Here is a 26,939-nt window from a genome sequence, read left to right as displayed (position 1 = left end):
TCTCCGGTGGTGACGTCGACATCATGGGGCGAGGCCGGAAAGGCCGGAAAGAAACGCCTCGGCGCGTTCCAGCAGCTCCGGGGCTCCCCGGAAGACCGAGATGTGGTCGCCGTGCGGGCGGGTCCAGGTGGTCGCGCCCCGCAGGGCCCGGGCCACCTCGGCGGACCCTCCGGGATGGGCGGTGGTGTCGTCGCCGCTGGTGACGACCAGCGCCGGCGCGGTGACCCGTGGCAGCAACGGGCGCAGATCGGTGTCCATCACCGCGCCGTTGAGCACGGAGTAGCGGACGAACAGCCCGGTGTCCGCGTAGGGGTAGAGGGCCAGCGGCGCGATGTCCGCCGGCACGCTGCCGCGCATCGCGTTCAGCAGGCCCTGGTGGATGAGCCCCGCCGACGCGGGGTCGGCACGGGCCATGCCCATCAGCGCCTGGAGGTTGCGCTGGTGGTCGGTCTTCGGGCCGTCGGGGCCGAGCTCGAAGTCCCCGTGCCAGAGACTGAGGGAGCTCACCCGCCGCGGATGGCGGGCCGCCGCGGCCAGGGCGAGGGCCGCTCCGCCGCACAGCCCCATCACATGGGCGTCGGCCAGCCCCGCCTCGTCCATGGCGGTGATCAGGTCGTCCGCCTGGGCGTCGAGGCCGGTGTGCCCCGGGAACGGCTCCGTGAAGCCTCCGGGGTCCCCGGGGTCCCCGGGGTCCCCGAAGAGCCCGCGGGTCTCGACGGTCAGCACCCGGTGGCGGGCGGCGAGTCCGCGCAGCCAGAACGCGGCCAGCCGGGCCGGCATCCCGGGCGCGGAGGCCAGCACGACGGGTGGTGCGCCGGGCGTGTCCGGCCCGGCGGTGTGGATCCGCAGCGGGGTGCCGTCCGGCGCCTTGACCGTGCGCGGGGGCGCGGCCCGCCCGATGTCGCGGGCGGCCGCCGCGTCCACGGCCCCGTCGGTGAGCGCGCCCTCCGCCGCGGTGGCCCCGGGTTCCGGTGGCGGCCCGGCCCGTTTCAGCCGGGCGGCGGCGACCTGGGCGAAGATCTCCGCGCCGGGCCCGCGGCCACCGGCCGCCGGGTCGCCCACCGCGATCGGCGGGACCCCCAGCCGCCGGGTCACCCGCTCCAGCACGGCGGCGTCCGGCAGGCCGTCGCCCGCCGGCAGGCTCGGCGGGGCGGGCAGCGCGTGCAGCAGCGGGGCGAGGTCCAGGACCGCTTCCACCAGCCGGGCCGCGTAGGGCGCCGTCCGCGCTGCCGCACGGTGGTCCGCCGTCCCGGGGCCCTCAGCCGCGGGGGAAGACATGGCCGCGGGTGGTCCGGTCGGTCAGGGTGTTGTGGCCGTAGCGGTCCTCGCCGGAGACGAGCACGGCGCCGTAGCGGTCCAGGGTGACCCGGCCGCCGTACTCCTCGATGGCCTCGGTGCCCGGGTAGACGCGCACCGAGGTGGGGACGTAGCGCGAGGCGAAGCCGAGCCGCATCGGCAGCTCCCCGCCCTGGTGGGGGTGGGAGGCGTGCATCAGCGTGGACCAGAACATGATGGCCTGCCCCGGGCGCATCACCATCGACACCGCACGGCTCTCGTCCGGCACGAAGTCCGGGTCCTTCTGCAGATCGCGGTAGTCGTAGCCGAAGAAGCCGCGGCGCACGCCGTCCTTGACGGTGTGGTTGATGTCGTCCGGCCGGTAGTGCATCCGCCGGGTCTCGTCGTAGTTCATCCGCTCGTGGGTGCCGGGGATGAACTGCAGGCAGCCGTTCTCGACGGTGGCCTCGGTGAACGCCGTCCACACCGTGATGGTCCCGCCGAACTCCTTGAGCTCCTCGGGCCACACGATCTGCGGCGTCCCGGAGGCGTTGGCGAAGGTGTCGGCCTGGTGCCAGTCGGTGCCCTCGTCGCCCGGGTACTTCGGGAAGAACTCGGTCCGCCAGCACAGCGTGTCGAGGCCGAGCACGCTGGTCACCCGGTCGACGATCTGGGGCCGGCAGACGTGGTCGGCGAGGAAGGGGGAGTCCAGGTGCCGGTCGTAGTTGGAGATGTTGGTGTTGCCGGACGAGGCCGCCTCGTCGCCGTAGACCGCCTTCGAACGGTCCATCAGGGCGAGGCGCTCGCGCTTCCACGACCGGGTCATCTCGTCGGGCTCGTAGACCTGGAACGGCCCGAAGTAGCCCTGTTCGCGGAAGGTGCGGAGCTGCTCCGCCGAGAGCGCGTGGAGACGTTCCGGTGTGGTCATGCTGTTCCCCTCGGATGAGTGGCCGCCGGTTCGGCGGGATGCGGGGCGCGGGTGCTCACCGGACCGCCGGGAGGGGCGGCGTCCGCTCCTCCGCCGGCGCTCCGGCCGTCGGTCACGCAGTCCGCGAGGCGGGCGATGGTGGCCTCGCCGTCCAGCTCGGCGCCGGTGAGCCGGACGCCGAAGTGCTCGTTGACGCGGGCCAGCACCCGGACGAAGGCGAGCGAGGTGGCGCCTGCCTGGAAGAGGTCGGTGTGCGGTCCCGGCGGGGCGGGGTGGGCGAGTACCTCCGCGACGATCTTGGCGACGTCCGGGAGCGGGCCGGAGCCGTCGGGGAGGGCCCCGGCGGCGACGGCCGGCCCGGTGTCCGCCGAGCCCTCGGCGGCCAGCTGCGCGCGCAGGGCGTGCCGGTCCGCCTTGCCCTGTGCGGTGAGGGGCAGCGAGGCGACGACGCGGTACCGGGCGGGCCGCAGATGGGCGGGGAGGCGGGCGGCCGCCAGCGCGGCCAGCTCCCCGGCGAGGTCGCCGGGGCCGGCGGAGCCGGGTGCCGGCGTGACGCACGCGGCGAGCCGCAGATCGCCGCCGCCCGCGTCGTAGTCCAGCACCACGGCGTCGGTGACACCGGAGTGCTCCCGCAGGCACGCCTCGACCTCGCCGGGCTCGATCCGGAAGCCGCGCACCTTGATCTGGTCGTCCAGCCTCCCCAGATAGCGCAGCTCACCGGTGGCCGCGTCGCGTACCGCACGGTCGCCGGTGCGGTAGCAGCGCACCTCGGGGGCGCCGGGCAGCGCGGTGAAGCGCTCGGCGGTCAGCTCCGGGCGGTCGAGGTAGCCCCGGGTGACGCCGTCCCCGCTGACCCAGATCTCCCCCGGGGTGCCGTCCGGCACCTCGGCACCGCCGGCGTCCAGCACGTGCACCCGCAGGTCGGGCAGCGGCTCCCCGATGGGGCTCGGCCCGGAGCCCTCCACGTCGCCCCGGGTGAGCCGCCGGTAGGTGACGTGCACACAGGTCTCGGTGATGCCGTACATGTTGACGAGGCGGGGTCGGTCATCGCCGTGGCGCGCCGTCCAGCCCTCCAGGGTGCGCGGATCGAGCCGCTCGCCACCGAAGACCAGCAGCCGCAGCGCGGGGAGCGCGTCGCCGCCCAGCCCGGAGCCGGCGACGGCGGCGTCGAGCTGGCGGAAGGCCGACGGGGTCTGGTTGAGCACCGTGACGCCCTCCTCGCGCAGCAGCCGCAGCAGCCCGTCCGAGGTGCGGGCGAGTCCCGAGGGGACGATGACCAGCCTGCCGCCGTGCAGCAGGGCGCCCCAGAGTTCCCAGACCGAGAAGTCGAAGCTCAGGGAGTGGAACAGCGCCCAGACGTCGTGGGGGCCGAACGAGAACCACCGGCGGCTCGACGTGAACAGCCGCACCACCTGGCGGTGTTCCACCAGGACGCCCTTGGGGCGGCCGGTGGAACCGGAGGTGTGGATGACATAGGCGAGGCCGCTGTCCCGGACCGCCGGCGGCCGCGCTTCCGGGGCCGGAGTGCCGGGGGCGCCCCCCGGCGCGGTGATCGGCACCAGGCGGGGGCCGCCGGCGGGCAGCGCGGCGGCCGTCCGGTCCGAGGCGGCCACCACCGCCGGCCGGGTGTCCTCCAGCAGCGAGGACAGCCGGGAAGCGGGGTAGTCGGGGTCCAGCGGCACATAGGCGGCCCCGGCCCTGAGGATGCCGAGGACACCGGTCACCTGTTCCAGGCCGCGCGGCGCGCACAGCCCCACCAGGTCGCCGGGGGCCACCCCGGCGCCGGTCAGCCGTCCGGCCAGGTCACGGGCCCGGGCGTCGAGTTCCGCATAGGTCAGCCGCCCCTCCGGCGCCGTGACCGCGACCCGGTCGGGGGCCTCCCGGACGCGCTCGGCGAAGATCTCGTGCAGACAGCTGCCCTTCATGGGCACCTCCTGGGGAAGCGGCGGTACGTCAGCCGCCGGCGGGTGTGTCCGTCGCGTACAGGCCCCAGTGGTGCGGGGTCAGCGCGGTGTCCTGAAAGCTCCCCTGGACGAACATCCGGGCCCAGGTACCGGGGCCCTTCTCCGGGCTGCGCTCCCGGAAGAAGATCTCCCGCACGCTCTCGTCGCGCACGTGCAGCTGGAGCAGCCGCTGGTACGTGCCCAGCGAGCGCAGGTGGATGAGCCAGTGGATGCGGTCCATCGGACCGAAGGCGTCCTCGTAGAGGAGAACCGTCGCCTCGCCCGCCAGGTTGTCGTTGATGGCCGTCGCCGCCTCGCGGGCGAACTCGCGCGCCTCGGAGCGGAAGTCGTAGACGATCTGCGCGGTGCGGTGCAGCACGATGCCCGCGTTCGCCGAGTGCAGCAGCAGGTCGTCGGGCTGCTCGGTCTGGTGGCGGGCGGGCGGCAGCCGCACCTCGGCGGTGTCGTTCTCGAAGACCTCCGTACGGCGCTCCCGGTCGTCGTCGACGCGCGTGCCGTACATGCCCCAGAACTGCGGCAGCAGCACGGTCTCGCGCAGGGAGCCGTCCGTGAACATCCCGGCCCAGCCGCCGCCGCGCGCGGCGGGAATCCAGTCCCGGCCGAAGAGGGCGCGGTACTCCTCGTCCTCGGTACCCATCCGGACCAGCGACTCGTAGTCGTCCATGGAATTGAGATGGATCAGCCAGTGGACCATGTCCTTCGTGCCGAAAGTCTCCTCGTAGACGAAGACGCTGGCGACGCCCAGCTGGGTGCGGGTGATGTAATCAGCGGTGGCGCGCGCGAATTTCCTGGATTCCGAGTGGTATTCCCCCCGCACCTGGGCCGTGCGCTCCACGATCATTCCGGAGTTCGCCGAGTGGAGCAGCTTCTCCGCCGGGACGGAACTCTGGTGGCGAGCTGGTGGAATCACTGTGCTCATGGGATCCCTCGCTGGTCAGTGGCTCATCCGGCGATGCTCCGCCGGAACTTCCCGGGTGTGCGCACGTCGTATCCGCACCTATTTCCGTGCGACTTCCGGAGCGTGCGGAACCGGGGCCTCAACGGGAACTTGATCGCCTTCTGTCATCCGGATTCATGGGCGAGACTAACCTTCGCGCAGAATGGTGCCTGCTCACTCTTGAGCACGCTTCACCGTCCGCAGATAGCCGTCGATAACCTCCGCGGCTCCGGTCATCAGCCGGTCCGCGATCTCGTCCGCATGGCGCCGCCGCCAGTCCTGTAGCGGCGTACCGGCGACGAAGGCGTTGAAGGCGCCCATCGCCGGCCCGCAGTGGATCTGGTAGTTGACGCGCCCTCCGGGGTCACCGCGCAGCGCCAGCCGGGTGGAGCGCACGAAGTACCAGCGGAAGACCAGGGCCATGCGCAGCCGCGGGCTGGCCTCCGCACGGGCCAGCTCGCCGGGGTCGGTGCGGGCCAGGTACTCCTTGGTCTCCTGCCACACCTCCTCCACCGGGCGCCCGAAGCACTGGGACTCCAGCGAGGCGAGGGTGCGGGCGTCCAGCTCCTCCAGCGAGCCGTGCCGGCGGTAGAGCTCGTACAGCCGGGCCGCACGCCCCGGGAACAGCGTGCCCCGGCGCATCACCTGCACCCGTGCGCCGAGTTCGAACATGTCGCCCGCCGGGGCGTACGCGGTGTCCTGCACGCCCGCACCGGCGAGCATCTCCTTGACCGCGTCGGAGGTCCCGGCCTGCGGGGTGCACTGGTTGACGGAGCCGGTGACCGCGAAGTCGGCACCCAGCAGGAAGACGGCGGCGAGCGCCTCGGGCGTGCCCAGCCCGCCGGCGGCACCGACCCGTACCGGCAGGCTCGCGCCGCCGGCCGCCGCCCGCCGCAGCCGGGCGATGGCCGGGAGCAGGGCCAGCGCGCTACCCGCGTCCGTGTGCCCCCCGGAGTCGGACTCCACGCACAGCTCCGTGCTGACCGGCACCTCCCGCGCGATGTCCGCCTCCTGTTCCGTCAGCGCGCCGTCGGCCACCAGCTTCCCGAGCAGCGGCGCGGGGGCCGGTGCGGCGAAGAGCGCGGCGACCTCGGGGCGGGAGACCTTGGCCAGCACCCGGCGCCCGGGGACGGGCCGGCCCCGGCGGTCGCGGCGCGCGCCCCGGAAGCGGGCCCGCAGCAGGGCGGGCGTCAGCTGGGTGAACCCGGCGGCCTCGACGAACGGGACGTCGTACCGCAGCAGCAGGTCGGTGACCGCCGCCTCCCGGCGCGGGTCGCCCGGGGTGTGCAGCAGGTTGACGCCGAAACGCCGCTCGGGGCCGGAGCGGTCGGCGAGCGCACGCAGTGCCTCCTCGATCCGGTCCGGGCGCAGACCGCCCGACCCGAAGAAGCCCAGCAGCCCGGCCCGTCCCATGCGCAGCACCAGCTCGACGGAGGAGATGCCCTGGTACATGGAACCGGCGAGATAGGCGTACCGCAGCCCGTAGTCCCGCCGGAAGCCGGCCGACCCCAGGTCCCCGGCCCGTACGGCCTCCGGCTCCGCTGCCGCCTCCTTCCCCGCGGCACCCGGGGCGGACGCGGACGGGGTGCCCGGGGCGGGCACGGACGGGGTGCCCTGGGCGGGCGCGGTGGCGGGCCGCCGCCGCGACCGCCACAGGCCGGACAGCACCGTGCCCGGTCCCATCTCGGCCGGTTCCCCCACCCCCCGGGCCCGCAGCTCGTCCATGGTCTCCGCCCAGCGCACCGGCTCCCGGATCTGGCGGGCCAGCAGTGCGGCGACATCCGGGCCGTAGGGCCGCGCCGTGGCGTTGGCGATCACCGGGATGCGCGGCTCCCGGAGCGTGACATCCCGCAGGAGGACGGCGAACTCCTCCGCCGCGTCCCGCATGTAGCGGGAGTGGAAGGGCGCGCTCACCTGGAGCGGCAGGCAGCGCACCCGGCGCCCCCCGCCCTCCTGGCGCAGCCGCGCCGCCACCCTGTCCAGCTCGTGCGGCGGCCCGGCCAGCACCACCTGGTCGGGGGAGTTGAGATTGGCGATGTCCACCCCGTCGGCCCGGCACGCGCGCAGGACCGCCGCCGTCTCCTCGGGCCCGAGGCCGACCACCGCCGCCATCCCGCCCGGTACGCCGCGGGACATCAGTTCGCCGCGCCGCCGCACCAGCCGCACGCCGGTGGCGAAGTCGAAGCTGCCGGCCGCGAAGAGCGCGGCGTACTCGCCCAGGCTGTGCCCGGCCAGCACGCCGGGCTCCGGACGCCCGTCGTCGCGGGCCGCCAGCACCTGCAGCGCCTCCACGACGAAGAGCGCCGGCTGGGCGTAGCGGGTGTCCTTGAGCCGTTCCTCCGGTCCCCGCAGGCAGAGTTCCGCCACGGAGAACCCCAGCAGGCCGTCGGCCTCGCGCACCCGCTCGGGATAGCGGTCCAGGACCTCCCGGCCCATCCCCCGCCGCTGCGCTCCCTGTCCGGGAAAGATCCAGGCGTGCACCGCCGTCCCCCTTCGTCTCGTCGGTCCGTGCCGCTACGCGCCGGTGGCCCGGGGCGGGGACGCCGGCGGCGCACCCGGGCCGGCCACGAAGCCCCCGATCCGCTGCCGCACCCGGGGGTCGGACATGAGCGCCACGAACTCGTCCACGGCCAGGCGCTCGGTGTCCTCGGCGCCGGTCCGCAGCCGCCGCGCGTAGTCCTTGAGCGCGGCGACGGTGGCGGGGTCGACGCGGGAGGCGCGGAACTGGAGCCGCCGCAGCACGTCCCCCGGGTCGTCCAGGACCTCGTCGGCCAGCCGGCACTCCGCGGCCTGCCGGGCGGTGACCGGCAGCGTGCTCAGCGCCATGGTGTACGCCGGCTGGAAACCGGTGCGCCGGATCAGGAACGGCAGCACCGAGCAGGGCAGCAGACCCCACAGCGCCTCCGGCAGGCTGAACCGGCTGCGCTCGGTGGCGTACACCAGGTCGCTCGCCGCCACGAGCCCCACCCCGCCGCCGACCACCTGGCCGTCGACGTGGGAGACCACCATCCGTCCCAGCCGGGTGAGGCGGTCCAGCAGGCGGAAGTACGCCTCGGCTCCGGCGCGGAGATCCGGCCCGGCACCGTCCTCCCGACCGGACCGCGCGGCGTCGGCGAGGTCCATCCCGGTGCAGAAGTAGCCGTCCGAGCCCTCAAGGACGACCATGCGGCAGTCCTCCGTGCGCTCCGCGAGGTCGAGAGCGGCGCCCAGCTCCCGAAGGGTCCCCGGGGTGAGGGAGTTGCGCCGGTCCGGCCGTGCCATGGTCACGGTGAGCCGAGCCCCCCGGTACCCGACGCGGACGTCGCGGAACGGGCGGCCGATCGCCTCCTCCAGACTGCCTAGGTCCACCGGTACCTCCGGTGGAAGTCGCGGATCTCCTCCAGGACCAGCAGGCCCTTCCCGGCGAACCGGCTCCGGTAGATGCCGGGGAACTCCTCCGGGTCGAACGTCTCGTTCCGCACACCGCACATGCGGCGGGCCGCGCCGTCCGCGATGGGCTCGTACTCCGCCATGGTCAGCGGATGCCGTTCCGCGATGGCCCCGGGCAGGTCCCGCGCGGCGACGCGCTCGCCCGCGGACGCGGTCAGCACCCCGCTGTAGAACTCGGAGGCGCAGCCCGATCCGTAGGAGAACAGTCCGATGCGGCGGGGCCCGGCATGCGGCCCGTCGCTGTCGACGGCCGAGCACAGTGCGAGGTACAGCGCCGCCGAGTAGACGTTCCCGACCTGGGTGCAGTACGTGAGCGACGGCGCGGTCCGGCGCTCGAAGTCCGCCTCGGTCTCCTCCGGGGACATGCCCTTGATCTTGCGCAGCAGGGTGCGGTGGGCGCTCTTGACCATGCCCGCGAAGGGGGTGTGCAGCACCAGCCGTTCGAAGGTGGACACCAGGTCGGTGCCCGGGACCCGCTCCGCGTAGTGGCGGTAGCTCTGCTCCAGGCAGGTGATGTAGGAGAGCAGCGACAGGTCGGAGTCCCCCGCCTCCATCTCGGGGCGCGGGCGCAGCGTGTCCATCACCTCGTAGCTGTGGAAGCCGGCGGCCCCCGGGTCCAGCCGCAGGACGCGGGGGTTGCGCGAGACGATCATCGCCACGGCGCCCGCGCCCTGGGAGGGTTCCCAGTAGGTGTCGCGCGCGGCGGCCCCGGCCGCGTCGGCGGCCACCACCAGGGCCAGGGCGGCCGGGTCCGGGCTCTGCTCCAGCAGCCCGACGGCGGTGCGCAGCGCGGCCGTACCGCCGTAGCAGGCGTGCTTGACCTCGAAGGAGCGGCAGGCACGGCCGAGCCCGAGCAGATCGTGTACGTAGGTGCTGATCGGCTTGCCGAAGTCCAGCCCCGACTCGGTCCCGACGACGACGAGTTCGATGCGGTTCCGTTCGTCCGCGCCGAGTTCGTCGATCAGCGGCCGGGCGGCGTTGACGGCGTTGCTCACGGCGTCCTCGAAGGGCAGGTTGACGGACTTCTGCCGCATCAGCAGGTTGCCGAAGCGGCGCATGTCCAGCCCGCGCGCCTCGAACAGGGTCCGGACGTCGAGCGACGCCCGGCCCACGTAGGCGTTGATCGCGTCGATGCCCAGCGTCATCCGGAGACCGCCGGGGCCGGATGGTGCGGCACCAGCACGGTGTCGTTCAGCGTGCCGTCCAGGAACATCGCACCCCAGGGCACGCCGCCCTCCCGGACCTCCATGCCGGTGAGCTCGCGCAGCAGCGGGTCACGGGCCTCCAGCTCGGTGATCCTCCGGTAGTCGTCGAGCGAGCGGAGATGGACGAACCAGTGCAGCCGGTCCTGCGTCCCCCACTGCTCCTCGTAGAGGAAGGCGCTGACCCGGTCGCGCAGCTTCTCGTTGAGCCGGCCGATCCAGTCGAATCCCAGCTTGCGCGCCACCTTGCGGTACTCGAAGCGGACCTGCCCGGTGCGGTGGATCACGACCCCGGCGTTCGCGCTGTGCAGCAGACTGCCGTCCGGCTGGTCCGTCTGGTGCCGCGCGGGCACGGCGAACAGGCCCTCCAGGTCGTCGCCGTCGGCGTGGGTGAAGCCGTGCTGCGGCACGATCACCCTCTCCTGGAAGGACCCCTGCACGAACATGCGCTCCCAGTTGCCTCCCCCGCGCTCCGGCATGCGGTCGCCCGACGCGACCTGCTGGAACTCGGCATTGTGGTCGACCATCTCCAGCAGGCGCGCGTAGTCGTTCGGGGCCCGCATGTGGATGAGCCAGTGCAGGCGGTCACGCACCCCGAACAGCTCCTCGTAGAGCAGTGTCGTCGCATACGGGTGCAGGGCCTTGTTGGTGAAGAACTGGAGGTCCCGGGCGAAGGAGCGGGCCTCGGCACGGTAGGGGTAGCAGACCTGCCCGACCCGGTGGATGACCAGCCCGGCATTGCCGGTGTGCAGCAGTTCCTCCGGCGGGTGGGCGACCTGCACGGCGGCGGGCGGGCCGAAGGACCCCGGCACCTGTTCCGTCTCTTCCATCTCGCTGCCCTTTCGAAGAAGGTGTCCGCAGGGGAGTGGGCGAGGAATCCTCCGAAGCGCCGCGGGGCGGGGAAGCGGCGCGGGGGGTGCTCTCCCCCGGTCCGCCCGGGCCGTCCGCCCCGCGCCCCGGCGGCCTGACGCCGCGCCACGCTATGGCGCCAACCCTGCTGGCTCTGCTCAAAGTTGGGCACCCACCAGGCCCCCCGGCTCATACAATCCGTCGACGGACCGCCACCAGGCGTGCCGCGCGGCAGTGCGCGGCCGACGAACGAGAGGCATCCACACCATGAGCCGCGTCACCCTGGAGTCCCTGTCCTACGACAAGGCCGCCGACGAGTACGACGCCTACCACGGCGGTCTGGAGCGTGGCCGGAAGGCGGCCGAGGACCTGTCGCCGCACCTGCTGCCGGGACCCGTCCTCGACATCGGCCTGGGCACCGCGCTGGTGGACGTCGGCCTGCGGGACCTGGGCCACCCCGTGCTCGGCGTGGACATCGCCCCCGAGATGGTGTCCCGGGCGCACGACAGGCTCGGGGACCGGGTGGCGCTCGGGGACGCCGGCGCGCTGCCCTTCGCCTCCGCCTCGCTCCCCAACATCGTGATGGTCCACGTGCTGCACGTCGTGGACGACATGGAGCGGGTGCTGACCGAGGTGGCCCGGGTCCTGCAACCCGGCGGCCGACTGGTGACGGTGCACGGCGTGCCGGTCGCCGAGCCCGACGACATGGTCGCTGCGGAGGCTCCGCTCGACGTCCTCAAGCCCGAGGTCCCGGACACCCCCGAGCGGCTGGCGCAGTCCGCCGAACGCTGCGGACTGCGCGTGGTCAAGGAGGCGGCGGCGGCCCCCTACGAGATCACCCTCACGCCGAACCAGTACGCCGACTCGATCGCCGGCCGCGTCTGGTCCTACCTCAAGGACGTCGACGACGCCACGTGGCAGCGGCTCGTGGAGCCCGTCGTCGCGGACCTGCGGGCACTGCCCGACCCGGACCGGGAGCGGCAGCAGACATGGCGGGTACCGCTGTCCGTGCTCTCCCACCGCTGAGCGGGGGAGCGACACCATGACCGTCCCCGGACCGCGTCAGGCGGCCTTACCACCGTCCTCCTTCACCGAGTTGCTGCGCGACCGCGCCGAACTCACCCCCGACCGCCCGGCGATCGTCGTGGACGGTGTCGCGGAGCTCACCTTCGCCGAGTGGGACCGGCGCGCCGACTCGGCCGCCCGCCGGCTGCGCGCGTTCGAACCGGCCCGGCTGCGCCGGGTGGCGCTGCTCTTCGGCGGAGACGCCTGGACGGACTTCGCGGTCGCGTACCACGCGGTGCAGCGGGTCGGCGCCACCGCCATCCACCTCAACGACCGCATGCCGGACGAGGAGATCGCACGACGGCTGGTGCAGTGCGGGGCCAACGGCGTCCTGCACGCGGACGGGCTGCGGCCCCCCGACGGCTTCACCGGATGGACCGCGCCGCTCGGCTCCCTCGAAGGCGCCGCGGACGACGGCACGGCACGCCCCGACGCCGCCAGGGCGCCCGTGCGGCCGGACGCCATCGCGGACATCCTCTACTCCTCCGGCACCACGGGTCCCGCCAAGGCGGTCACCGTCACCCACGCCAACATGATGCACGGCCGGGCCCGTCCCACCATCGACGCACTCGGCTCCTCGGAGCACCTGCTGGCCGCGATGCCCCTGGGCACCTCCTCCGGCCAGGGCACGATCTCGCTTCCGCTGCTGTCCGACAGCGTGCTGGTCGCCGCCTCGCTGAGCGACGGGCCCGACCGCATCGCCGAACTCGCCGCCCGGTACCGGGTGGGCTCGCTCATGATCACCCCGGCCACGGCACGGGCCCTGGTCCTCGCGCGGGTCCATGAGCGCCACGACCTGTCCAGCGTCACCACGGTCACCAGCGCCTCGGCGGTCTTCCCGGCCGCGGTGGCCCGGCGGCTGCTGGAGATGCTGCCCGGCGCGAGCCTGGCGACCGCCTACACCTCCATCGAGGCGTCCCCGGCCGTGGTCCTCAACGTGTTCGACCCCGGCCACCCGCTGTGCGCGGGCTTCCCGGCCCCCGGCACCGACGTGGTGATCGCCGACGAGCGGCAGCAGCCCCTGCCCACCGGCGAGGTCGGTGAGATATGGCTGGGGACGGACGCCCCCCAGCGGCGCTACCTGGACACCCTGCTGGACCGCCAGGCGCACGTCGGGCGCTGGACGCGGATGGGTGACCTGGGCAGCCTCGACGACCAGGGCCGGCTGCACTTCTTCGACCGTGCCGCCGACGCCGTCCGCTCCGACGGCCGGCTGGTCTCCACGGTCCAGGTGGAGTCCGTCCTCTACGACCACCCCGAGGTGAGGGAGGCCGCGGTCATCGGGCTTCCGCACCCCGGCTCCGGGGAGGAGACGACCGCCGTGGTGGTGCTCTCCTCGGCCGCCGTGCTGCCCGAGGTCCAGGACTTCGTCAAGAGCCGTCTGGAGCCGCACCAGATACCGGGATGCTACCTGGTGACCGACGCCCTCCCACGCAGCTTCCTGGGCAAGGTCCTCAAGCGGGAGCTGCGCCGCATCCACACCACGCCGTCCCAGCGCTCCCACCACGAAGCCGCCGACCGCCACGCCGCCGAACCGGAGGAACCCGCCGTGCCCCTCGACCCGGAACTGCTCGACGTCCTCGGCTGTCCCGAGCACCCCGACGCCGGACTGCGCCACGACGCCGACCACTCGGCCCTCACCTGCGCCGGCTGCGGCCGGCGGTACCCCGTCCTGCGGGGCATCCCGGTGCTGCTGCCCGGCTCCGGCGAGTAGCCCGACACCGTTCGCACGGCCCGGCCCTGACGTCCCCCCGACTGGAGCTTCCCGTGACCACCTCTCCCCCTCATCAGGAAGGCCCCGAGGCCCGTGCCGAGGAGGGCACGCCGAAGCCGGCCGGGCCCGTCCGGCCGGTGCTGCTCGTCGTGCTCCTCTGCCTGGCGGACCTGATGGTCGTGCTGGACGTCACGATCGTGAACGTCGCGCTGCCCTCGATGAAGCGCGACCTCGGGCTCTCCCAGACCGGTCTGCAGTGGGTGGTCAACGCCTACGCGCTGATATTCGGCTGCTTCCTGCTGCTAGCGGGACGGCTGGGTGACATCTTCGGGCGCCGTCGGCTCTTCCTGGCCGGCGTGGTCCTCTTCGGCGCCGCGTCGATGCTCAGCGGACTCGCGGACGACGCCGCGACGCTCATCATCGGCCGCGGCCTTCAGGGCCTGGGCGGTGCCATCATCGCGCCGACCGGACTGTCCATCATCAACACGGAGTTCCGCCACGACACGGCCGCACGCACCAAGGCGGTCGCGGCCTGGGGCACGATCGCCGCGGGAGGCAGCGCGCTCGGGCTGCTGCTCGGCGGCGTCCTCACCACCACCATCTCCTGGCACTGGATCTTCTTCATCAACGTGCCGGTGGCCGCCGCCGTCCTGCTGTGCGCCCGGGCCATCCCCGAGTCCCGGGACGACGCGTCCGACCGGACGGTCGACTACGCCGGAGCCCTCACCGTCACCGCCGGCCTGCTGCTGCTGGTCCTCGCCCTGGGGCACGGCGCGTCCTGGGGCTGGACCTCGGGCCGGACCCTCGGCACGCTGGCCGCCGCCGCGCTGCTGCTGGCGGCCTTCCTGGCGATCTCCTCCCGGGTGCGCCGCCCGGTGGTGCGGCTCGGCATCTTCCGCATCCGCTCGCTGGCCGTGGCCGACGGCGTCCTGCTGCTGCTGTCCTCCGGCATCTTCACGATGTTCTTCTTCTCCACCCTCTACCTCCAGGACGTGCTCGGCTACACGCCCATCAAGGCCGGCCTGACCTTCCTCCCGGCCGCGATCGGCGTGATGATCGGCGCCTCCATCGCCCAGCCGGTGGTCGGCCGTCTCGGCCCGGTCACCGTGGGCGCGGCCGGCCTGCTGCTGGCGGGCGGCGGCATGCTCTACCTCTCCCGCCTCCCGGAGGGCGGCGACTACGCCACCGACCTGCTGCCCGGGCTCCTCCTCCAGGCGATCGGACTGGGCCTGGCCTTCGTCCCCGTGACCCTGCTCGCCACCTCCGGTGTGCCGGAGTCCGACGCCGGTCTCGCCTCCGGCCTCTACCAGACCGTCCAGGAGATCGGCGGCGCGATCGGCCTGGCCGCCATGTCGGCGCTCGCCGTGTGGCGCACCGGCCAGGAGATGACCGGCTCCGGCGCCGTCCCCGACGTCTCGGCGCAGGTCGCCGGCTTCCGCCTGGCCTTCCTGGCCGGCTCCCTGGTCATGGTGGCCGGCGCCGTCATCCTCGCCGCGCTGCTGCGCAAGCGCCACGTGGACCCGGTCATGGCCGACGTGGCCGCCAACGGCCCCGCGGTCTGAGACCCGCCCGACGGGCCCCGGCCGGACGCTCCCGGCCGGGGCCCGTTCTGCGACGGCGCCGCCCGGCGCGCGCCGACCGCGAGCGGCAGTGCCCGGGGCCCGCGCAGACGGCTCCCGGCTCGCCGCCGGAGGCCCCCGGACGGCAGCCCGGGGCGACGTCGGGGGCGCGGCGGGCGGCCGCTGGTACCGCCGCGCACCGGGCGGCGCGACAGCGCGATCCGGCCGCCCGTACCAGGGCCACGGTCGGGAGGACCCGCGCCGGACACGGCCTCCGCGAGCGCGCCGGGACGGTCCCGTCGCGCTCGTCGGCATCCCCGGGACCGGGCGGTGGCGGACCCCTTCGCGGACGACGGACCACGTGATCGCGGAGTGCTCAAGGTTGGGCAGAACCGGACCGTGACGCAGAACACAATGCACCTCAACGCCAAGTTCGAGGGGAGGTGCCCCGCATGAAGAAGCTCATCGTCCGCCGCCTGGAGTCCGTCAAGACCAGCGCCGCGACCTCCTGCTCGGTCGTCGTCGCCTGACGGCAACCGGCGGAAGCCGAATGACAGCCCGGGTGGGTCGGTGCTCGCACCGGCCCACCCGGACCCACAGGAGAGAAGGGATCGCACCGATGCCCGGTTATCCGCCCGACTCGGTGATCACCGTGCAGCCGTACTCGCACCGGCGCGAGGCCGACTCCGCTGTCATCGGCGACCTCGACCGCCAGGTCTTCCTCAGCGTCCCGGTCGAGGCACTCGACGTGCTGGAGTGGTTCGCACAGGGCTGCACGCCCGCCGAGGCGAGCCGCCGCTACGAGGCCAAGCACGGCGAGACGGCCGACCTCGACGACTTCATCGACGTGATGGTCGCCGAGGGCTTCATCACCGTCAACGACGGCGCCGCCGGCCCGGTGGCGGCCCCGGACCCCCTTGCCGACGGCAGCGCTCCCCCGGACGGCGGGGCCCGGCGGAACGAGGCGTCGAAGCTGCGGTGGAAGAGCCACATGGAGTGGATCAGCCAGCGGACCGCGCAGCGGATCTTCTCCGCGGCGGTGCTGGCGGCCTGCGGCCTCGTCATCGCCGCCGGTGTACTGACCGCGCTGCTCAACCCCGGGATCATCCCCGGTGCCACGATCCTGCTGTTCCCGGAGCACTTCGCCCTGCTGACCTGGTCGACGATGGCGATCATGATCGTGGGCATCTACCTGCACGAGGTCGCGCACCTGGTGGCCGCCCGGGCGGCCGGCATCCCGGCGCGCATCGGGATCGGCACCCGGCTCTACATCCTGGTCGCCGAGACCGACATGAGCGGCATCTGGCTGGCCTCCAAGCGGCAGCGCTACCTCGCGTTCCTCGCCGGACCGATCGTGGACGGCGTGTTCGGCTCGTTCGCGATCATCCTGCTCAAGCTCATGGAGAACGGCACGCTGTCGGTGCCGCAGGAGATCCGGTGGCTCACCGCCGCCGCGCTCTGGACCTACTTCGGCAGGCTGCTGTGGCAGTGCTTCTTCTTCATGCACACCGACTTCTACTACGTGATCACCACCGCGATCGGGACCCGCAACCTCATCAAGGACACCGAGAAGTGGATGGGCAACCTGGTGCGGCGGCTGTTCCGCTCGCCCAAGCGCGCGGACCTGTCCGACCTCAGCCCGCGCGAGCTGAACTCGGTCCGCTGGTACTCGGCCGTCTACCTGCTGGGCCGGGGCGTCACGCTCGCCTCGCTGTTCGCGATCACGCTGCCGGTGCTGATCGGCTACCTCTCCCAGGCCTTCCTCTTCCTCACCGGTCAGGACAGCCGGATCAACTCCTTCGACTTCGCCACGATCGTGCTCGTGGCGGTCATGCTCGACGGCGGCGGCCTGTACCTCTCCATCCGCAACCTGTTCCGCCGCAGGCGTGCCCGCCGGGCCGAACTGGCGCTGCGCGACGACCGGCTGGCCACCGCGCGGGCGGGTACGGCCGGATCCTGATGCCCCCGACGCGCGGGACCGGTTACCGTACCGGCGACCACGACCCCCACCGGGAGGCACGAGACGTGACGGCGGCCGGCATCACCACCCGAGAACTCAACCGCGCGCTGCTGGCCCGCCAGGGACTCCTGGAACCGATCGACGACTCGGTTCCCGGGATTCTCGCGCGTGTGGGGGCCGTTCAGGCGCAGAGCTGGCCCGCGGTGCCGGTGGCCCTGTGGACGCGCAGCGCGCGGCTGGGCCCCGACGACTTCCTCGGCGCGGCGCGGGACGGCGAGCTGCTGCTGGCGACCCTGCTGCGCGGCACGCTGCACGTGGTCCCCGCCGCCGAGTACCCGGACTACGCGGCGGTCACGCGGCTGACGGGCGCCGCGGACTGGCGGCGCAGGACCAAGGGCCCCGCGCCGCTGGTGGACCGCCTGTTCGAGGAGCTGCGCGAGCACACCGCCGAGCAGGCGCGCGTCCCGGAGGACGTGTGCGCGTTCATCGAGGCGTTCCTGGAGCGCCACCCGGACGCCGTCACCGACGAGGAGACCGCCTTCCAGCGGCAGTACAAGTGGCGCCCCTTCCGCAGCACACCGGCGTTCGTGCGGACCCCGCCGGACGGGGTGTGGGGAGCGAAGGCACCCGAGGCGCTGCGCGCCGCTCCCCCGGCCGAGCCCGACGAGGCGGCCGCGCTGGCGCGGGTCGTGCGAACGCACCTGCGGGCGTTCGGGCCCGCCGCCCCGGACGACGTGGCGGGCTGGATCGGGCACCGGACGCCGCCGGTGCGGGACGTGCTGGCCGCGATGGACGACCTGGTCACCTTCGGCGAGGGCGAGCGGGTGCTCTACGACCTCCCGGACGCGCCCCGGCCGGACGGGGACGCCCCCGCGCCGCCGAAGCTGCTGCCCGCGTTCGACAGCACCCTGCTGGCCTACCAGACCGGCCATCGGGAGCGGATCCTGCCCAGCGCGCACAAGGACGCCGTGTACGCCAGGTCCAACCTCCAGATCAAGCCGAGCTTCCTGGTCGACGGGCTGGTGGCGGGCACCTGGGCGATCGAGGTCAAGCGGCGGGTGGCCACGGTGACGTTGCGGCCGCTGGAGAAGCTGTCCGCGAAGGACCGCAAGGCCCTGGAGGGCGAGGCCGAGCGACTGGCGCGCTTCGCCCAGCCCGAGGCCAAGGACCACGCGGTCGTCGTGGAGGGCTGACCGCGCCGCCCGGCGCACAGCGCGGGGGGACCGTGGCCTGCTGGCAGGCACCGGTTCCCCCGGCAAGCGGCCTCGGGCTGGTTCGCGGATCCGGAGGACCGGCGGGGCGGGGTGGACTCCGGCCTTGCGGCGGGTGGCCGGTCAGCCCGCCGCAGCACCCCGTCGACCACCGGCCGGTGGTCCTCCCACGGCCGCCCTCGCGCCTCGGCACGCTCTGAGCCTGGGGGCCACCGTGCTTCTGGGCGCAGTTGATGACCCGACCAGCGGCAACGGGTGTCAGGGTGAACTTTGGGACACTGCCTGACACCCGCTGTCGACCGCGGTTCACCGACCTGTCGGGCACGGATCGGGCACGATGCTGAGCACCGCTTTGGGAGTTCGGTCCAGGGCTGATCTGGTCGAGGTGACCTGGCGTCAAGGCGGCCGGGCGGGAACGGCCATGTGCGCCTCCGTCCGGCGCCGTTGATGTCAGCCGTGGATGTCAGGTGGTCCCTCGGTGCGAACGGCCGGCGGTGCGGTCGCTGGGGTCTCCTCGCCTGCTCAGCCTGGCTGTGACGGTCACGAGCGGGCCTCTCCAGCCGACGATCCGGTCGGCTGGCCACCCACCCGTCGCTCGCGCTTGCGCGCTTCACGGCGTTCCCGGGCTTGTCTGTTGTCTTCCCTGATGGTCCGGATCTCTTGCCGGATACGGAGAGAGAACCAGCAAGCGAGTGTTGCGAGGCACAGGCCGCCGATCACCAACGAAGGCACCGATGTCGTGTCGCTCAGGCCCACCCAAGCCGTGACGCCCAGAAAGCCGACACCGTACTTCGTGAACTCACGGTTCACGTCTCCTCCAGGGTCGATCCGTCTCCTGCCGGAGACCGGAGCCTAGTGCTTGGCTTCGTACTCCCGTCCGAACCCTTCGGAATCTCCCGACCGGCGCCATCATGGAGACCGCCGCCGATGACGAGCTGACCCGCCGCAACCCCTGCCGCATCCGGGGCGCGGGCAAGGAGACCCCTCCGAGCGGGCCGCGCTGATCTGTCAGCACGCGAACCTGGAGCGTGAGCGGGAGGTGGCCGACGAGATCGACGCCCGAGTCCGGGCCGAGCGGGAGAAGGCTGCGGACGTGCCCGATGATCAGGGATCGGGCACACGACGCCTGACTTGGTCCAGACAACAAAGAAGCCCCGGGCCGCTGGCCTGGGGCTTTCTCGTGGAGCGGGTGACGAGAATCGAACTCGCGCTCTGAGCTTGGGAATCAACGGTTCTTGGGCTGCCAGAGGGGCTATGACCTGCGGAGACGTGCCCAATGGCAGGCTTGCGCAGGCACGTGGGAATCCCTGGGCGACCGCTGGTGTCCGCTCTGAAGGGCACGCTCGGGGCACGACGGCTTCCTCGGGCGCGGCAGTTTCCGCGGTGTCCGGCGCCCGGCGATCAGCAGTCGGGCGGGCCTTTCGTTCCCGAGCCACCGGCGCGGCCGTGTGCGGCCCTGACCGTGGTCGGTCGACATGACCGGGCAGAACTGTACGCCTTCGGCAGGGCTCCGCGCCGCGCCTCTCGGAGTGGAGCGGATTGCACCGACGCCAAGGGAAGGGCGAAGAGCCCGTCCCTTCGCGGCTCGGTGCTGATCGCATGGCATCTCGTGCGAAGCCGTGCCCGTCGATCACCGGAACCGTTTCAGTCGGCAGCGGGGTGATCGGGCTGCTGAGCCGCTGTACGGCGGTACTCGGCGTTGATGCGCTGGGCTTCTTCGAGCTGGTCTTCCAGGACGATGATGCGACAGGCGGCCTCGATGGGGGTTCCCTGGTCGACGAGTTCCCGGGCGCGGGCGGCGATGCGCAGCTGGTAGCGGGAGTAGCGGCGGTGGCCGCCCTCGGACCGTAGCGGGGTGATCAGGCGTGCTTCTCCGATGGCGCGGAGGAAGCTCTGGGTGGTGCCGATCAATTCGGCGGCCCGGCCCATCGTATAGGCGGGGTAGTCGTCGTCGTCGAGACGGTCGTACGAGTCGTCTGCTGCCATTTGCACCTCTCTGCGGAACGCGTCGAGGGGCCCTGGTGCCGTACGGCACCAGGGCCCCGAAGGAACTACTACACCATCTGCCGGCCCCGATATCGCGCCGGCCCGTGTCCGTCGCCCCGACCCGGCTGCTGTCGGGGGCGAGGGGATCGCGGTTGCCTGACCGGAGACCACCTCTCTATCGATGTCCTGCGGTACCCGGGTTCAAGAACTCCGCCCGGGCGATCCTGACGGTGCGGGCTCCTCCGTTCCTCCTCGGCGATCGACCATGTGCCACGCGGACTCCGTGCTGCGGCCACGTGTACTCCAGACCGGCAGTCCATCTCTGCCAGGCCCCATTGTCTCCCTGGGCTACGAAGAAAACATACCCACGCCACTACCCAATGTCTACCTTGGCCGCGATAGATTTTTGGCCGTCCGGTGGTGATGTCCTCGCTCCCGTCCGGCGGTGTGGCAGCCGCGAGGGCACACCGCACCGCTCGTGGCCCGGTCGTCCCACGACTCCCCCCCCCACTCCGGGTACGGAAGGCCCCCCGGCAGCACTTCGCCCCGCCGGACGACCGGCAGGGCGAAGACGAGTCCGGAGGGTGCACCGACGGGGACGGCTGTGCGCGGGCCGGGCTGTCCTGGCGTGACGCCGACTCGCGCTCGTCCGTATCGGGGTCAGGCTTCTGCCGGGGTGCCCAGCAACACGGAAGCGTGCTGGAGCGGGTCGGAGGCGGGGAGCGGCGCGGGCATCCGGGCAGGGCCGCGAGAGGTGAAGCCGAGCTTGGACATGGCTCGGAGGACCTCACCGGCGGTGAAGTCGCGGCGGTCCTGGCGGGTGATGACCTGGCCGACCTGCATGACGGGGTAGGCACGACGACCGATGACCACGGACTCGCCGGTGATGTCCTCGGGCCTGACGCCCTTCATGGAGTCCAGGACACCGTTCTTGGTGAGCTCGAAGGGGAAGCGGGCGATGACACAGCGCACGATGCCTCACAGGTGAGAGAAGGGCGGTTTCGGCAAGGGGCGGGGGCTTCGGGCAGGGGGCGGCCCGCGGAGGCGCCCAGGCCGCCGTCCCGCTCGTCCACGACTCACGGGGCGGGAAGCCGGCCATGGCTTCCGGCGTGCCCGGCGGGCGGCGCCCCGTCGCCGGGGAGGTCGCGCAGCCGGAGGCGGTCCGTATAGGCGGGGCTGTCGCGGACGGCGCTGAGTTCGGCCCGGGTGACCAGCCCGGTGCACAGGCCGTCGTTGTCGCAGACGAGCAGGCGTCCGGCGCGGGCACCGGCCATGACGGCCAGGGCCACCTCGACGGTCATGTGGTCCCCGACCTGCAGTACTGCCCTGTCCACGGTGTCGGTCACCGCCCTGGTCGCGGGGATGGCAGGGGCCGAACGGGGCTGAGTCTGGGCCGGTGTCACAGCGTGCCTCCAGAGGGGACGGGTCGGCTTCCGGATCACGTGGAGCTCAGGCCGCCGCGTCGGCGGCGCGCCGCATGCCGGCGCGCCGCGCTGCCGAGGCGGGACGGCGTCGACCGCGGGAGGCCGCGTCCCGCTTGCGCTGCCCGGCGGGCGGCGCGGCGATCGTCACGGGGATGCCGGAAGGAGCCCGTGCGCCGGTGATCCGGGCCAGCGCCTCCTCCCCGGAGCGGACCTGGGTGGTCGCGGGCACGATGCCGGCGGTCGCCATGAGGCGGGTCATATCGCGGCGCTGGTTGGCGGTGACCAGGGTGACGACGCTGCCGGACTCGCCGGCCCGGGCTGTACGGCCACCGCGGTGGAGGTAGTCCTTGTGGTCGGTCGGCGGATCCACGTTGACGACGAGGTCGAGGTGGTCGACGTGGATGCCGCGCGCGGCGACGTTCGTCGCGACCAGGACGGTGACGTGTCCGGTCTTGAACTGGGAGAGGGTGCGGGTGCGTTGGGGCTGCGACTTCCCGCCGTGCAGGGCGGCGGCCCGGACACCGCAGCCGAGGAGGTCCTCGGTGAGGCGGTCCACGGCGTGCTTGGTGTTCAGGAACATGATCACCCGGCCTTCGCGCGCCGCGATCTCGGTCGTCAGCCGGTGCTTGTCGGCACCGTGCACATGGAGGACATGGTGCTCCATCGTGGTGACCGCGCCCTGGGAGGGGTCCACGGAATGGACGACAGGATCGGTGAGATAGCGGCGGACCAGGAGATCGACGTTGCGGTCCAGCGTCGCGGAGAACAGCATCCGCTGGCCCTCGGGGCGGACCTGGTCCAGGAGCGCCGTGACCTGCGGCATGAAGCCCATGTCGGCCATCTGGTCAGCCTCGTCCAGGACGGTGATCGAGACCCGGTCCAGCCGGCAGTCACCGCGGTCGATGAGGTCCTTGAGGCGGCCGGGGGTGGCCACGACGACGTCGACACCCCCGCGCAGCGCGTTCGCCTGTCGGCGGATAGGCATGCCGCCGACGACGGTGGCCAGGCGCAGCTTCACGGTGCGGGCGTAGGGGGTGAGGGCATCGGTGACCTGCTGCGCGAGTTCCCGTGTGGGGACCAGGACGAGCGCCAGCGGTCGGCGGGGCTCGGCGAGCTGTCCGGCGGTGCGGGCGAGCAGGGACAGACCGAAGGCGAGGGTCTTGCCGGAGCCGGTCCGGCCGCGGCCGAGGACGTCACGGCCGGCCAGGGAGTTCGGCAGCGTCGCGCCCTGGATGGGGAACGGGACGGACACGCCCTGCGCGGTGAGCGCGGCCAGGAGGCGCCGGTCCAGGGCAAGGTCGGCGAACGTCTCGACGGCGGGCAGCGCCGGGGTGATCGTCCTCGGCGGGGCGAACTCTCCCTGCGCCGGGGCGGGCCGACCACCTCCGACGAAGCGCCCCGGAGTTCCCGATCGGCTCGGGACGGACGAACCGAAACGGCTGCTCAGTCCCGAACCGGCGGTGGAGCCGTACGCACGACCGCCGTTGCGGCGGGTGCGGGAGGAACGGCCGTTCGTGCGTGTGGGGTTCATTCAGAACCTTCCTTGGTGCGGCACGTATCAAGGAATTCCGGCAGCGGATGAGCGGCGTCGGGAATCACAGGCACGGGCCGAATGAAATGCGACCGGCAGGCGGCGTGACCCAGGGGCGAGGTTTTCGGTGCAACTGGGCGAGCAAGGAAATGCGAGAGGCGCGGGCGTACGCGAAATCCCTGCGAAATGCATGCAGCTGGGGCCCGCACCCCGAGGGATGCGGGCCCCAGCTACGTGTTACGCGTCGGCGTCAGGCGGTAACGATGTTCTCGGCCGTCGGGCCCTTCTGGCCCTGCGCGATGTCGAAGGAGACCTTCTGGCCCTCCTGGAGTTCGCGGAAGCCCTGAGCGGCGATGTTCGAGTAGTGGGCGAACACATCGGCGCCGCCACCGTCCTGCTCGATGAAGCCGAATCCCTTTTCCGCGTTGAACCACTTCACGGTGCCAGTAGCCATGTCATATCTCCTTTGGGGCAGTACGCCGGCATCCGTACCCTACGGACGCCGTGTCGCCGCGATGATGCCCTGCCCGGAAAATGACCGGAAATACAAGGCGCTTCCATGCGGCACGTGGCCGACGGGAGGCGCCTGGAGTCTTTGGGTACCAAAACTGCAACTGATATCGACAGTAGCACGTCACTGCGGCCCGCGCGCGACCCGAATTTCCCTCTACGCGTTGCCAGTAAAAAGTCTCCGAGGGAGGACGAGCAAATCCTCAGGTCGCGAATGCAGGTATTCGTCACTCCGAACGGAGCGTTCCGGAAGAGGGGGGCGCCCGGCCGGGACGTCTCCCCCACGGGGAACGGCGCGGTCGCGGGACGGCCGGCGCCACCTCCACACGCTTCGCGGCAGGGGCATCATGCGTACTCCGATCACACGTCGGAGGCGGGGCGGGGCGGGCGGAGGCCCCTCCTTCCGCCTCCCAGGCGGCCTCACTGCCTCGGGTCTCCCGCACACGGCGGTCGATCGCGCTCCGTCGGACATGAGGGCGTCGGTGGTGTGAAGGTTGCCGGGCCGGATGCGACGGCCATCAGCCGGGCAGCACAAGCGGCTTCGGCCTCGGGCGGAACCACCAGCAGGTCGCAGCGGCCGAGGCCGAGGGTGTGCGAGAGCAGCGTCATCGTGTCGCGGTCCTGGTCGGTGAGCCAGCCGACGTGCACGGTGTATCCGCCGACGGAGACCTTGCAGGAGGCGACGGGCCAGGGCGCGGGGTCCGCCGTGATGCGCGTGATGCGTCCCCAGCGTTCCTCCAGCGCGCCCACCAGGGTCGGCGGTCGGCGGTGAGGTCGCGCGAGTACGGCCACCAGGCCCCGTCCGGCAAGCAGCAGGGAGGTGTTCGGTGTCAGCGCCGGGCACGCCTGGCGGGTGGGAGCGGTCGTGCTGGTCATGAGACAGGGGCCTGTCCCCGAGTCGCCCGTGAGCGGCCCGGCGTGGCGATCGCCGGGAACGACGTCCGCGTGGAGGCGGGTGTACGAGTTGCTTCCGGTGCTCCCAACGTACTGCGCCGTACTCCGCGCGGGGACCGGGCGAGGGCGTCCGGTCCTGTCCGTTCCCCGGCAGCGGCCGGGGCGCCGGACACGGCCTCCCTCGTCATCCGCGCCACTCCAGGAGGACTGATCCGCGACCACCGCGTCGTACGCCGTCTGAACAACCCCACCACCCTCCCCGTCGGTTTCGGCGGAGACCAGCCGCAGGTCAGCGAAGTGACCCTCGTGCCCGGAGACCGGATCCTCTGCTTCACCGATGGGCTGGTCGAAGAACACGAGAGCAGACAGGAGGAATTCGGCGAGGACCAGCTGATCGACTGGGTCCATCGGCTGGACCGGGCCGACCGGGGCATACGGGCCGTGGCACGCGACCTGTCCCACACGCTCAGACGGGCCCGCGGCGAGACCACCACCGACGACGCCACTCTCGACACCCGGGCGGCGTCCGGGGTGGCGGCGACGATGCGGACTTCGGCCGGACGAGGTCCATCAGGCCGTCGGTCTGGGCACCGCGCTGCTCCGGCTGGAGACGACGGGGTCCCGGCAGAGCCTCCTCGACGGCGCCTGGTGGCCGCGCTCGCGTGACGTCGAGCGGGAAGTCCCGCCGCTGCTCAGCGCCCTGTCCGAGCATCTCGGGCCCATCACCCGGGTGGGCCTGGACGCCTCGGCCTGGAATGGCATCCCGACCCGCCTGGTCGTCGACGACCAGGTCGTGCACCTCGACTCCTTCCCCGTCGGCGACGACACCGTGCTGATCACCCGCGGCGACAACGACCACTTCTCCCTCATGGTCGTCCCGCCGGACACACCACCGGAGGCCGCCCGCACGGCCATGGCCCGAGCCGTCCTCCCCGGCAACGCCAGTCAGGCCGCCGAGATCCTCCTCGCCGGGCCGCCCCGGTCGGCGGGCCCGGCGCAGGAGCCGGCCTGACCAGAGGTGGGCAAGGCTCGGACGAAGCGGGAGTCGCTGCGGTCCGTCGCAAGGCGGAACAGTCGCAAGGTGCCCGCGATCTCGCACAGGAGCGGGACCTGAAAGGGAAGCGGGCCGACGAGGACCAGCTGGGCGAGTCCGCGACGCAGCCTCGACCAGCGAGCGGAGAAAGGCGGAGCCTCCGAAACCGAGACATCGAGCGGAATCCGCTCGGCGGCGCCCGGCGGGCATAACCGAGCGCTCGCGTAGGCAGGCGACGCTATCGGTGTCGAACCCGCCCCCCGTGTGGAGGGACCACGCCGTGGAGGGAGACCGAAACGGATACGCCTCGTCGCCCGATGCCGAAGCCGTCGTCAGGGGTGGGAGCTAGCATGCCTCGCGTCGAGCCGCGCTCGCGCCGGAGGCGGACGCTTGCGCGTCTTCGTCGAGCAGGAAGGCTTCGATCTCCCCGAAGCCGGGTGCCTGGAAGGGATGCGTGGTGGGACGCGGCGATGCTGCGGCAGCGCAGGGGGACGTCTCTACGGGAGCGGAGAACGGCGAGGTCAGGTTGATGAGAGGGGTCCTCTTCCTTGTGGGTCCGTGCACGGATCTGGTGTGCCGTGACCGGCACGGCGGTCCTACAGCTTGCTCATCTTGGCGTACGGACTCAAGATCCGCTCTTGCGTCGAGCCGAAATCCACGACCACCGCTATCCCGTCCTCGATGCCGGTGACCCGGCCGAGACCGTACACGTCGTGTGTGACCTGGTCGCCTACGGCGAACCGCTTGGGAGGCAGCGTGACCGGGGCTTTGAAGGGGCTGGTGGGCAAAAAGCGCTTCGGTGCACTGGGCTTTGTCATTGCTGCCAGTATGCGCCCACGGGGTCGCCGACCTGCCCGTCGAGTCGGTCAGCTTCAGGGCGCTGAGCAAGATGACGGCCTCGCAACGGGACATCGCCCTGAGCAGTGGTCGCCTCGCCCGGATCTTGCAGGACTGGATCCGGGCTCGCTTCAAGCAGCCGGCGCCGGACCTTCCGACCTTGACCTCGTTCAGCCGTCTCGGCAGCGACGACGAACCGGTGTTTCCGGGCGAGGCCGGTGCCGAGAGCTGTCCCGCCGAGCGCGCTGCCGAACTGGTGCGCACTCGATGGGGGTTGGGGGTCGCCCCGATCTCCGACATGGTTCACCTACTTGAAGCGCACGGTGTTCGCGTGTTCTCGCTGTCCAGGGACTGCCCGGAAATGGACGCCTTCTCCTTCTGGGACCGCGGCGTCCCGTTCGTACTGCTGAATACAGAGAAGACCGCAGAGCGCGGACGCTTCGACGCAGCACATGAGCTGAGGCACCTGGTTCTGCATGGCGAGGAGCAGGTCCCCCATGGGCCCCAGGCCGAAGGGGAAGCGCACCGCTTCGCGGCAGCTCTACTCATGCCGGCCGCGGACGTCTTGGCACACGCCCCTCGCAACCCGAGCACCACCTGGATCCTGCAGGCGTCAGTGACTTGATCTTCG

The 26,939-nt window shown here is 72.4% G+C and carries 23 protein-coding genes and 2 pseudogenes; 9 read left to right on the top strand and 16 right to left on the bottom strand.

Annotation, left to right across the window (positions count from 1 at the left end; genetic code table 11):
- Positions 1 to 21 precede the first annotated feature (21 nt).
- The 8 genes from NPS70_RS03270 to NPS70_RS03235 all read right to left on the bottom strand — a co-directional run bounded on the left by NPS70_RS03270 (position 22) and on the right by NPS70_RS03235 (position 10,565).
- Positions 22 to 1,278 carry an alpha/beta fold hydrolase gene (locus NPS70_RS03270; protein WP_256522395.1) on the bottom strand — a complete coding sequence of 419 codons (1,257 nt, stop codon included), beginning with the start codon at positions 1,276 to 1,278 and terminating at the stop codon, positions 22 to 24.
- Complete coding sequence (locus tag NPS70_RS03265; RefSeq protein WP_256522394.1) at positions 1,259 to 2,203, bottom strand: chlorinating enzyme; 945 nt, start codon at positions 2,201 to 2,203, stop codon at positions 1,259 to 1,261. Before NPS70_RS03265 ends, NPS70_RS03270 begins: the two co-directional genes overlap by 20 nt.
- The gene (locus NPS70_RS03260) at positions 2,200 to 4,128 is read right to left on the bottom strand and encodes an amino acid adenylation domain-containing protein (protein ID WP_256522393.1); all 1,929 of its coding nucleotides are present in this window, start codon (positions 4,126 to 4,128) and stop codon (positions 2,200 to 2,202) included. The genes NPS70_RS03265 and NPS70_RS03260 overlap by 4 nt, the downstream gene beginning before the upstream one ends.
- A gap of 28 nt (positions 4,129 to 4,156) precedes the next feature.
- Positions 4,157 to 5,086: a DUF6039 family protein gene (locus NPS70_RS03255; protein ID WP_256522392.1), complete on the bottom strand. Its 930-nt coding sequence runs from the start codon at positions 5,084 to 5,086 to the stop codon at positions 4,157 to 4,159.
- Positions 5,087 to 5,278: 192 nt separating this feature from the next.
- On the bottom strand, positions 5,279 to 7,585 hold the full coding sequence (fabD, locus tag NPS70_RS03250; protein WP_256522390.1) for an ACP S-malonyltransferase: 2,307 nt from the start codon (positions 7,583 to 7,585) through the stop codon (positions 5,279 to 5,281).
- A gap of 33 nt (positions 7,586 to 7,618) precedes the next feature.
- Positions 7,619 to 8,452, bottom strand: coding sequence for an enoyl-CoA hydratase-related protein (locus tag NPS70_RS03245; protein WP_256522389.1), 834 nt, complete (start codon positions 8,450 to 8,452; stop codon positions 7,619 to 7,621).
- Positions 8,443 to 9,678, bottom strand: coding sequence for a hydroxymethylglutaryl-CoA synthase family protein (locus tag NPS70_RS03240; protein WP_256522388.1), 1,236 nt, complete (start codon positions 9,676 to 9,678; stop codon positions 8,443 to 8,445). The genes NPS70_RS03245 and NPS70_RS03240 overlap by 10 nt, the downstream gene beginning before the upstream one ends.
- Positions 9,675 to 10,565 carry a DUF6039 family protein gene (locus NPS70_RS03235; RefSeq protein WP_256522387.1) on the bottom strand — a complete coding sequence of 297 codons (891 nt, stop codon included), beginning with the start codon at positions 10,563 to 10,565 and terminating at the stop codon, positions 9,675 to 9,677. The genes NPS70_RS03240 and NPS70_RS03235 overlap by 4 nt, the downstream gene beginning before the upstream one ends.
- A 286-nt stretch (positions 10,566 to 10,851) precedes the next feature.
- Here NPS70_RS03235 and NPS70_RS03230 point away from each other — a divergent pair, with 286 nt between their 5' ends.
- The 5 genes from NPS70_RS03230 to NPS70_RS03210 all read left to right on the top strand — a co-directional run bounded on the left by NPS70_RS03230 (position 10,852) and on the right by NPS70_RS03210 (position 18,075).
- Positions 10,852 to 11,610, top strand: coding sequence for a class I SAM-dependent methyltransferase (locus NPS70_RS03230; RefSeq protein WP_256522386.1), 759 nt, complete (start codon positions 10,852 to 10,854; stop codon positions 11,608 to 11,610).
- Between the two features lie 16 nt (positions 11,611 to 11,626).
- Positions 11,627 to 13,363 carry an AMP-binding protein gene (locus tag NPS70_RS03225; RefSeq protein WP_256522385.1) on the top strand — a complete coding sequence of 579 codons (1,737 nt, stop codon included), beginning with the start codon at positions 11,627 to 11,629 and terminating at the stop codon, positions 13,361 to 13,363.
- A gap of 53 nt (positions 13,364 to 13,416) precedes the next feature.
- Positions 13,417 to 14,925 carry an MFS transporter gene (locus NPS70_RS03220; protein ID WP_256522383.1) on the top strand — a complete coding sequence of 503 codons (1,509 nt, stop codon included), beginning with the start codon at positions 13,417 to 13,419 and terminating at the stop codon, positions 14,923 to 14,925.
- Between the two features lie 616 nt (positions 14,926 to 15,541).
- Positions 15,542 to 16,882: a M50 family metallopeptidase gene (locus tag NPS70_RS03215; protein ID WP_256522382.1), complete on the top strand. Its 1,341-nt coding sequence runs from the start codon at positions 15,542 to 15,544 to the stop codon at positions 16,880 to 16,882.
- A 65-nt stretch (positions 16,883 to 16,947) separates the two neighbouring features.
- The gene (locus NPS70_RS03210) at positions 16,948 to 18,075 is read left to right on the top strand and encodes a winged helix DNA-binding domain-containing protein (RefSeq protein WP_256522381.1); all 1,128 of its coding nucleotides are present in this window, start codon (positions 16,948 to 16,950) and stop codon (positions 18,073 to 18,075) included.
- A 558-nt stretch (positions 18,076 to 18,633) separates the two neighbouring features.
- Here the strand turns inward: NPS70_RS03210 and NPS70_RS03205 are convergent.
- Positions 18,634 to 18,903, bottom strand: coding sequence for a hypothetical protein (locus tag NPS70_RS03205; RefSeq protein WP_256522380.1), 270 nt, complete (start codon positions 18,901 to 18,903; stop codon positions 18,634 to 18,636).
- 229 nt (positions 18,904 to 19,132) lie between these two features.
- Here NPS70_RS03205 and NPS70_RS03200 point away from each other — a divergent pair, with 229 nt between their 5' ends.
- Positions 19,133 to 19,309, top strand: coding sequence for a hypothetical protein (locus NPS70_RS03200; protein ID WP_256522379.1), 177 nt, complete (start codon positions 19,133 to 19,135; stop codon positions 19,307 to 19,309).
- A gap of 428 nt (positions 19,310 to 19,737) precedes the next feature.
- On the opposite strand, the gene NPS70_RS03195 is transcribed toward NPS70_RS03200, so the two are convergent.
- The 6 genes from NPS70_RS03195 to NPS70_RS03170 form a co-directional block, all read right to left on the bottom strand.
- On the bottom strand, positions 19,738 to 20,079 hold the full coding sequence (locus NPS70_RS03195) for a MerR family transcriptional regulator (protein ID WP_256522378.1): 342 nt from the start codon (positions 20,077 to 20,079) through the stop codon (positions 19,738 to 19,740).
- 660 nt (positions 20,080 to 20,739) lie between these two features.
- The gene (locus NPS70_RS03190) at positions 20,740 to 21,051 is read right to left on the bottom strand and encodes an SCO5918 family protein (RefSeq protein ID WP_256522377.1); all 312 of its coding nucleotides are present in this window, start codon (positions 21,049 to 21,051) and stop codon (positions 20,740 to 20,742) included.
- A 104-nt stretch (positions 21,052 to 21,155) separates the two neighbouring features.
- A complete protein-coding gene (locus NPS70_RS03185; RefSeq protein ID WP_374211926.1) occupies positions 21,156 to 21,413 on the bottom strand; it encodes a CBS domain-containing protein in 258 nt (85 codons plus the stop codon).
- 115 nt (positions 21,414 to 21,528) lie between these two features.
- Complete coding sequence (locus NPS70_RS03180; protein WP_256522375.1) at positions 21,529 to 23,034, bottom strand: DEAD/DEAH box helicase; 1,506 nt, start codon at positions 23,032 to 23,034, stop codon at positions 21,529 to 21,531.
- Positions 23,035 to 23,284: 250 nt separating this feature from the next.
- Positions 23,285 to 23,488, bottom strand: a complete 204-nt coding sequence (locus NPS70_RS03175) for a cold-shock protein (protein WP_018102064.1) — start codon at positions 23,486 to 23,488, stop codon at positions 23,285 to 23,287.
- Positions 23,489 to 23,964: 476 nt separating this feature from the next.
- Positions 23,965 to 24,420 carry a DUF5994 family protein gene (locus tag NPS70_RS03170; RefSeq protein ID WP_256522374.1) on the bottom strand — a complete coding sequence of 152 codons (456 nt, stop codon included), beginning with the start codon at positions 24,418 to 24,420 and terminating at the stop codon, positions 23,965 to 23,967.
- 225 nt (positions 24,421 to 24,645) lie between these two features.
- Between NPS70_RS03170 and NPS70_RS03165 the strand changes: the two are divergent.
- A pseudogene (locus NPS70_RS03165) lies at positions 24,646 to 24,948 on the top strand (SpoIIE family protein phosphatase); the annotation flags it as partial.
- 40 nt (positions 24,949 to 24,988) lie between these two features.
- A pseudogene (locus tag NPS70_RS03160) lies at positions 24,989 to 25,450 on the top strand (DUF5994 family protein); the annotation flags it as partial.
- Between the two features lie 617 nt (positions 25,451 to 26,067).
- On the opposite strand, the gene NPS70_RS03155 reads toward NPS70_RS03160, so the two are convergent.
- Positions 26,068 to 26,289 carry a CarD family transcriptional regulator gene (locus NPS70_RS03155; RefSeq protein ID WP_256522373.1) on the bottom strand — a complete coding sequence of 74 codons (222 nt, stop codon included), beginning with the start codon at positions 26,287 to 26,289 and terminating at the stop codon, positions 26,068 to 26,070.
- On the opposite strand from NPS70_RS03155, the gene NPS70_RS28675 reads away from it, so the two are divergent.
- Positions 26,271 to 26,933 (top strand): ImmA/IrrE family metallo-endopeptidase, encoded by a 663-nt coding sequence (locus NPS70_RS28675; protein WP_256522372.1) that lies wholly within the window; start codon positions 26,271 to 26,273, stop codon positions 26,931 to 26,933. The genes NPS70_RS03155 and NPS70_RS28675 overlap by 19 nt on opposite strands.
- Positions 26,934 to 26,939 lie beyond the last annotated feature (6 nt).

Source organism: Streptomyces sp. C10-9-1 (genome assembly GCF_024497955.1).
Classification (GTDB): Bacteria; Actinomycetota; Actinomycetes; order Streptomycetales; family Streptomycetaceae; genus Streptomyces; species Streptomyces sanyensis.
This window is presented reverse-complemented; position numbering and strand designations above follow the sequence as displayed.

Excerpts from the sequence above, each read along its gene's own strand:
- NPS70_RS03225 (WP_256522385.1), top strand. The coding sequence starts at position 11,627 with ATGACCGTCCCCGGACCGCGTCAGGCGGCCTTACCACCGTCCTCCTTC.
- NPS70_RS03255 (WP_256522392.1), bottom strand. The coding sequence starts at position 5,086 with ATGAGCACAGTGATTCCACCAGCTCGCCACCAGAGTTCCGTCCCGGCG.
- NPS70_RS03195 (WP_256522378.1), bottom strand. The coding sequence starts at position 20,079 with ATGGCAGCAGACGACTCGTACGACCGTCTCGACGACGACGACTACCCC.
- NPS70_RS03240 (WP_256522388.1), bottom strand. The coding sequence starts at position 9,678 with ATGACGCTGGGCATCGACGCGATCAACGCCTACGTGGGCCGGGCGTCG.
- NPS70_RS03180 (WP_256522375.1), bottom strand. The coding sequence starts at position 23,034 with ATGAACCCCACACGCACGAACGGCCGTTCCTCCCGCACCCGCCGCAAC.
- NPS70_RS03155 (WP_256522373.1), bottom strand. The coding sequence starts at position 26,289 with ATGACAAAGCCCAGTGCACCGAAGCGCTTTTTGCCCACCAGCCCCTTC.
- NPS70_RS03215 (WP_256522382.1), top strand. The coding sequence starts at position 15,542 with ATGCCCGGTTATCCGCCCGACTCGGTGATCACCGTGCAGCCGTACTCG.
- NPS70_RS03270 (WP_256522395.1), bottom strand. The coding sequence starts at position 1,278 with ATGTCTTCCCCCGCGGCTGAGGGCCCCGGGACGGCGGACCACCGTGCG.
- NPS70_RS03175 (WP_018102064.1), bottom strand. The coding sequence starts at position 23,488 with ATGGCTACTGGCACCGTGAAGTGGTTCAACGCGGAAAAGGGATTCGGC.
- NPS70_RS03265 (WP_256522394.1), bottom strand. The coding sequence starts at position 2,203 with ATGACCACACCGGAACGTCTCCACGCGCTCTCGGCGGAGCAGCTCCGC.
- NPS70_RS03260 (WP_256522393.1), bottom strand. The coding sequence starts at position 4,128 with ATGAAGGGCAGCTGTCTGCACGAGATCTTCGCCGAGCGCGTCCGGGAG.
- NPS70_RS03170 (WP_256522374.1), bottom strand. The coding sequence starts at position 24,420 with ATGACCAGCACGACCGCTCCCACCCGCCAGGCGTGCCCGGCGCTGACA.
- NPS70_RS03230 (WP_256522386.1), top strand. The coding sequence starts at position 10,852 with ATGAGCCGCGTCACCCTGGAGTCCCTGTCCTACGACAAGGCCGCCGAC.
- NPS70_RS03235 (WP_256522387.1), bottom strand. The coding sequence starts at position 10,565 with ATGGAAGAGACGGAACAGGTGCCGGGGTCCTTCGGCCCGCCCGCCGCC.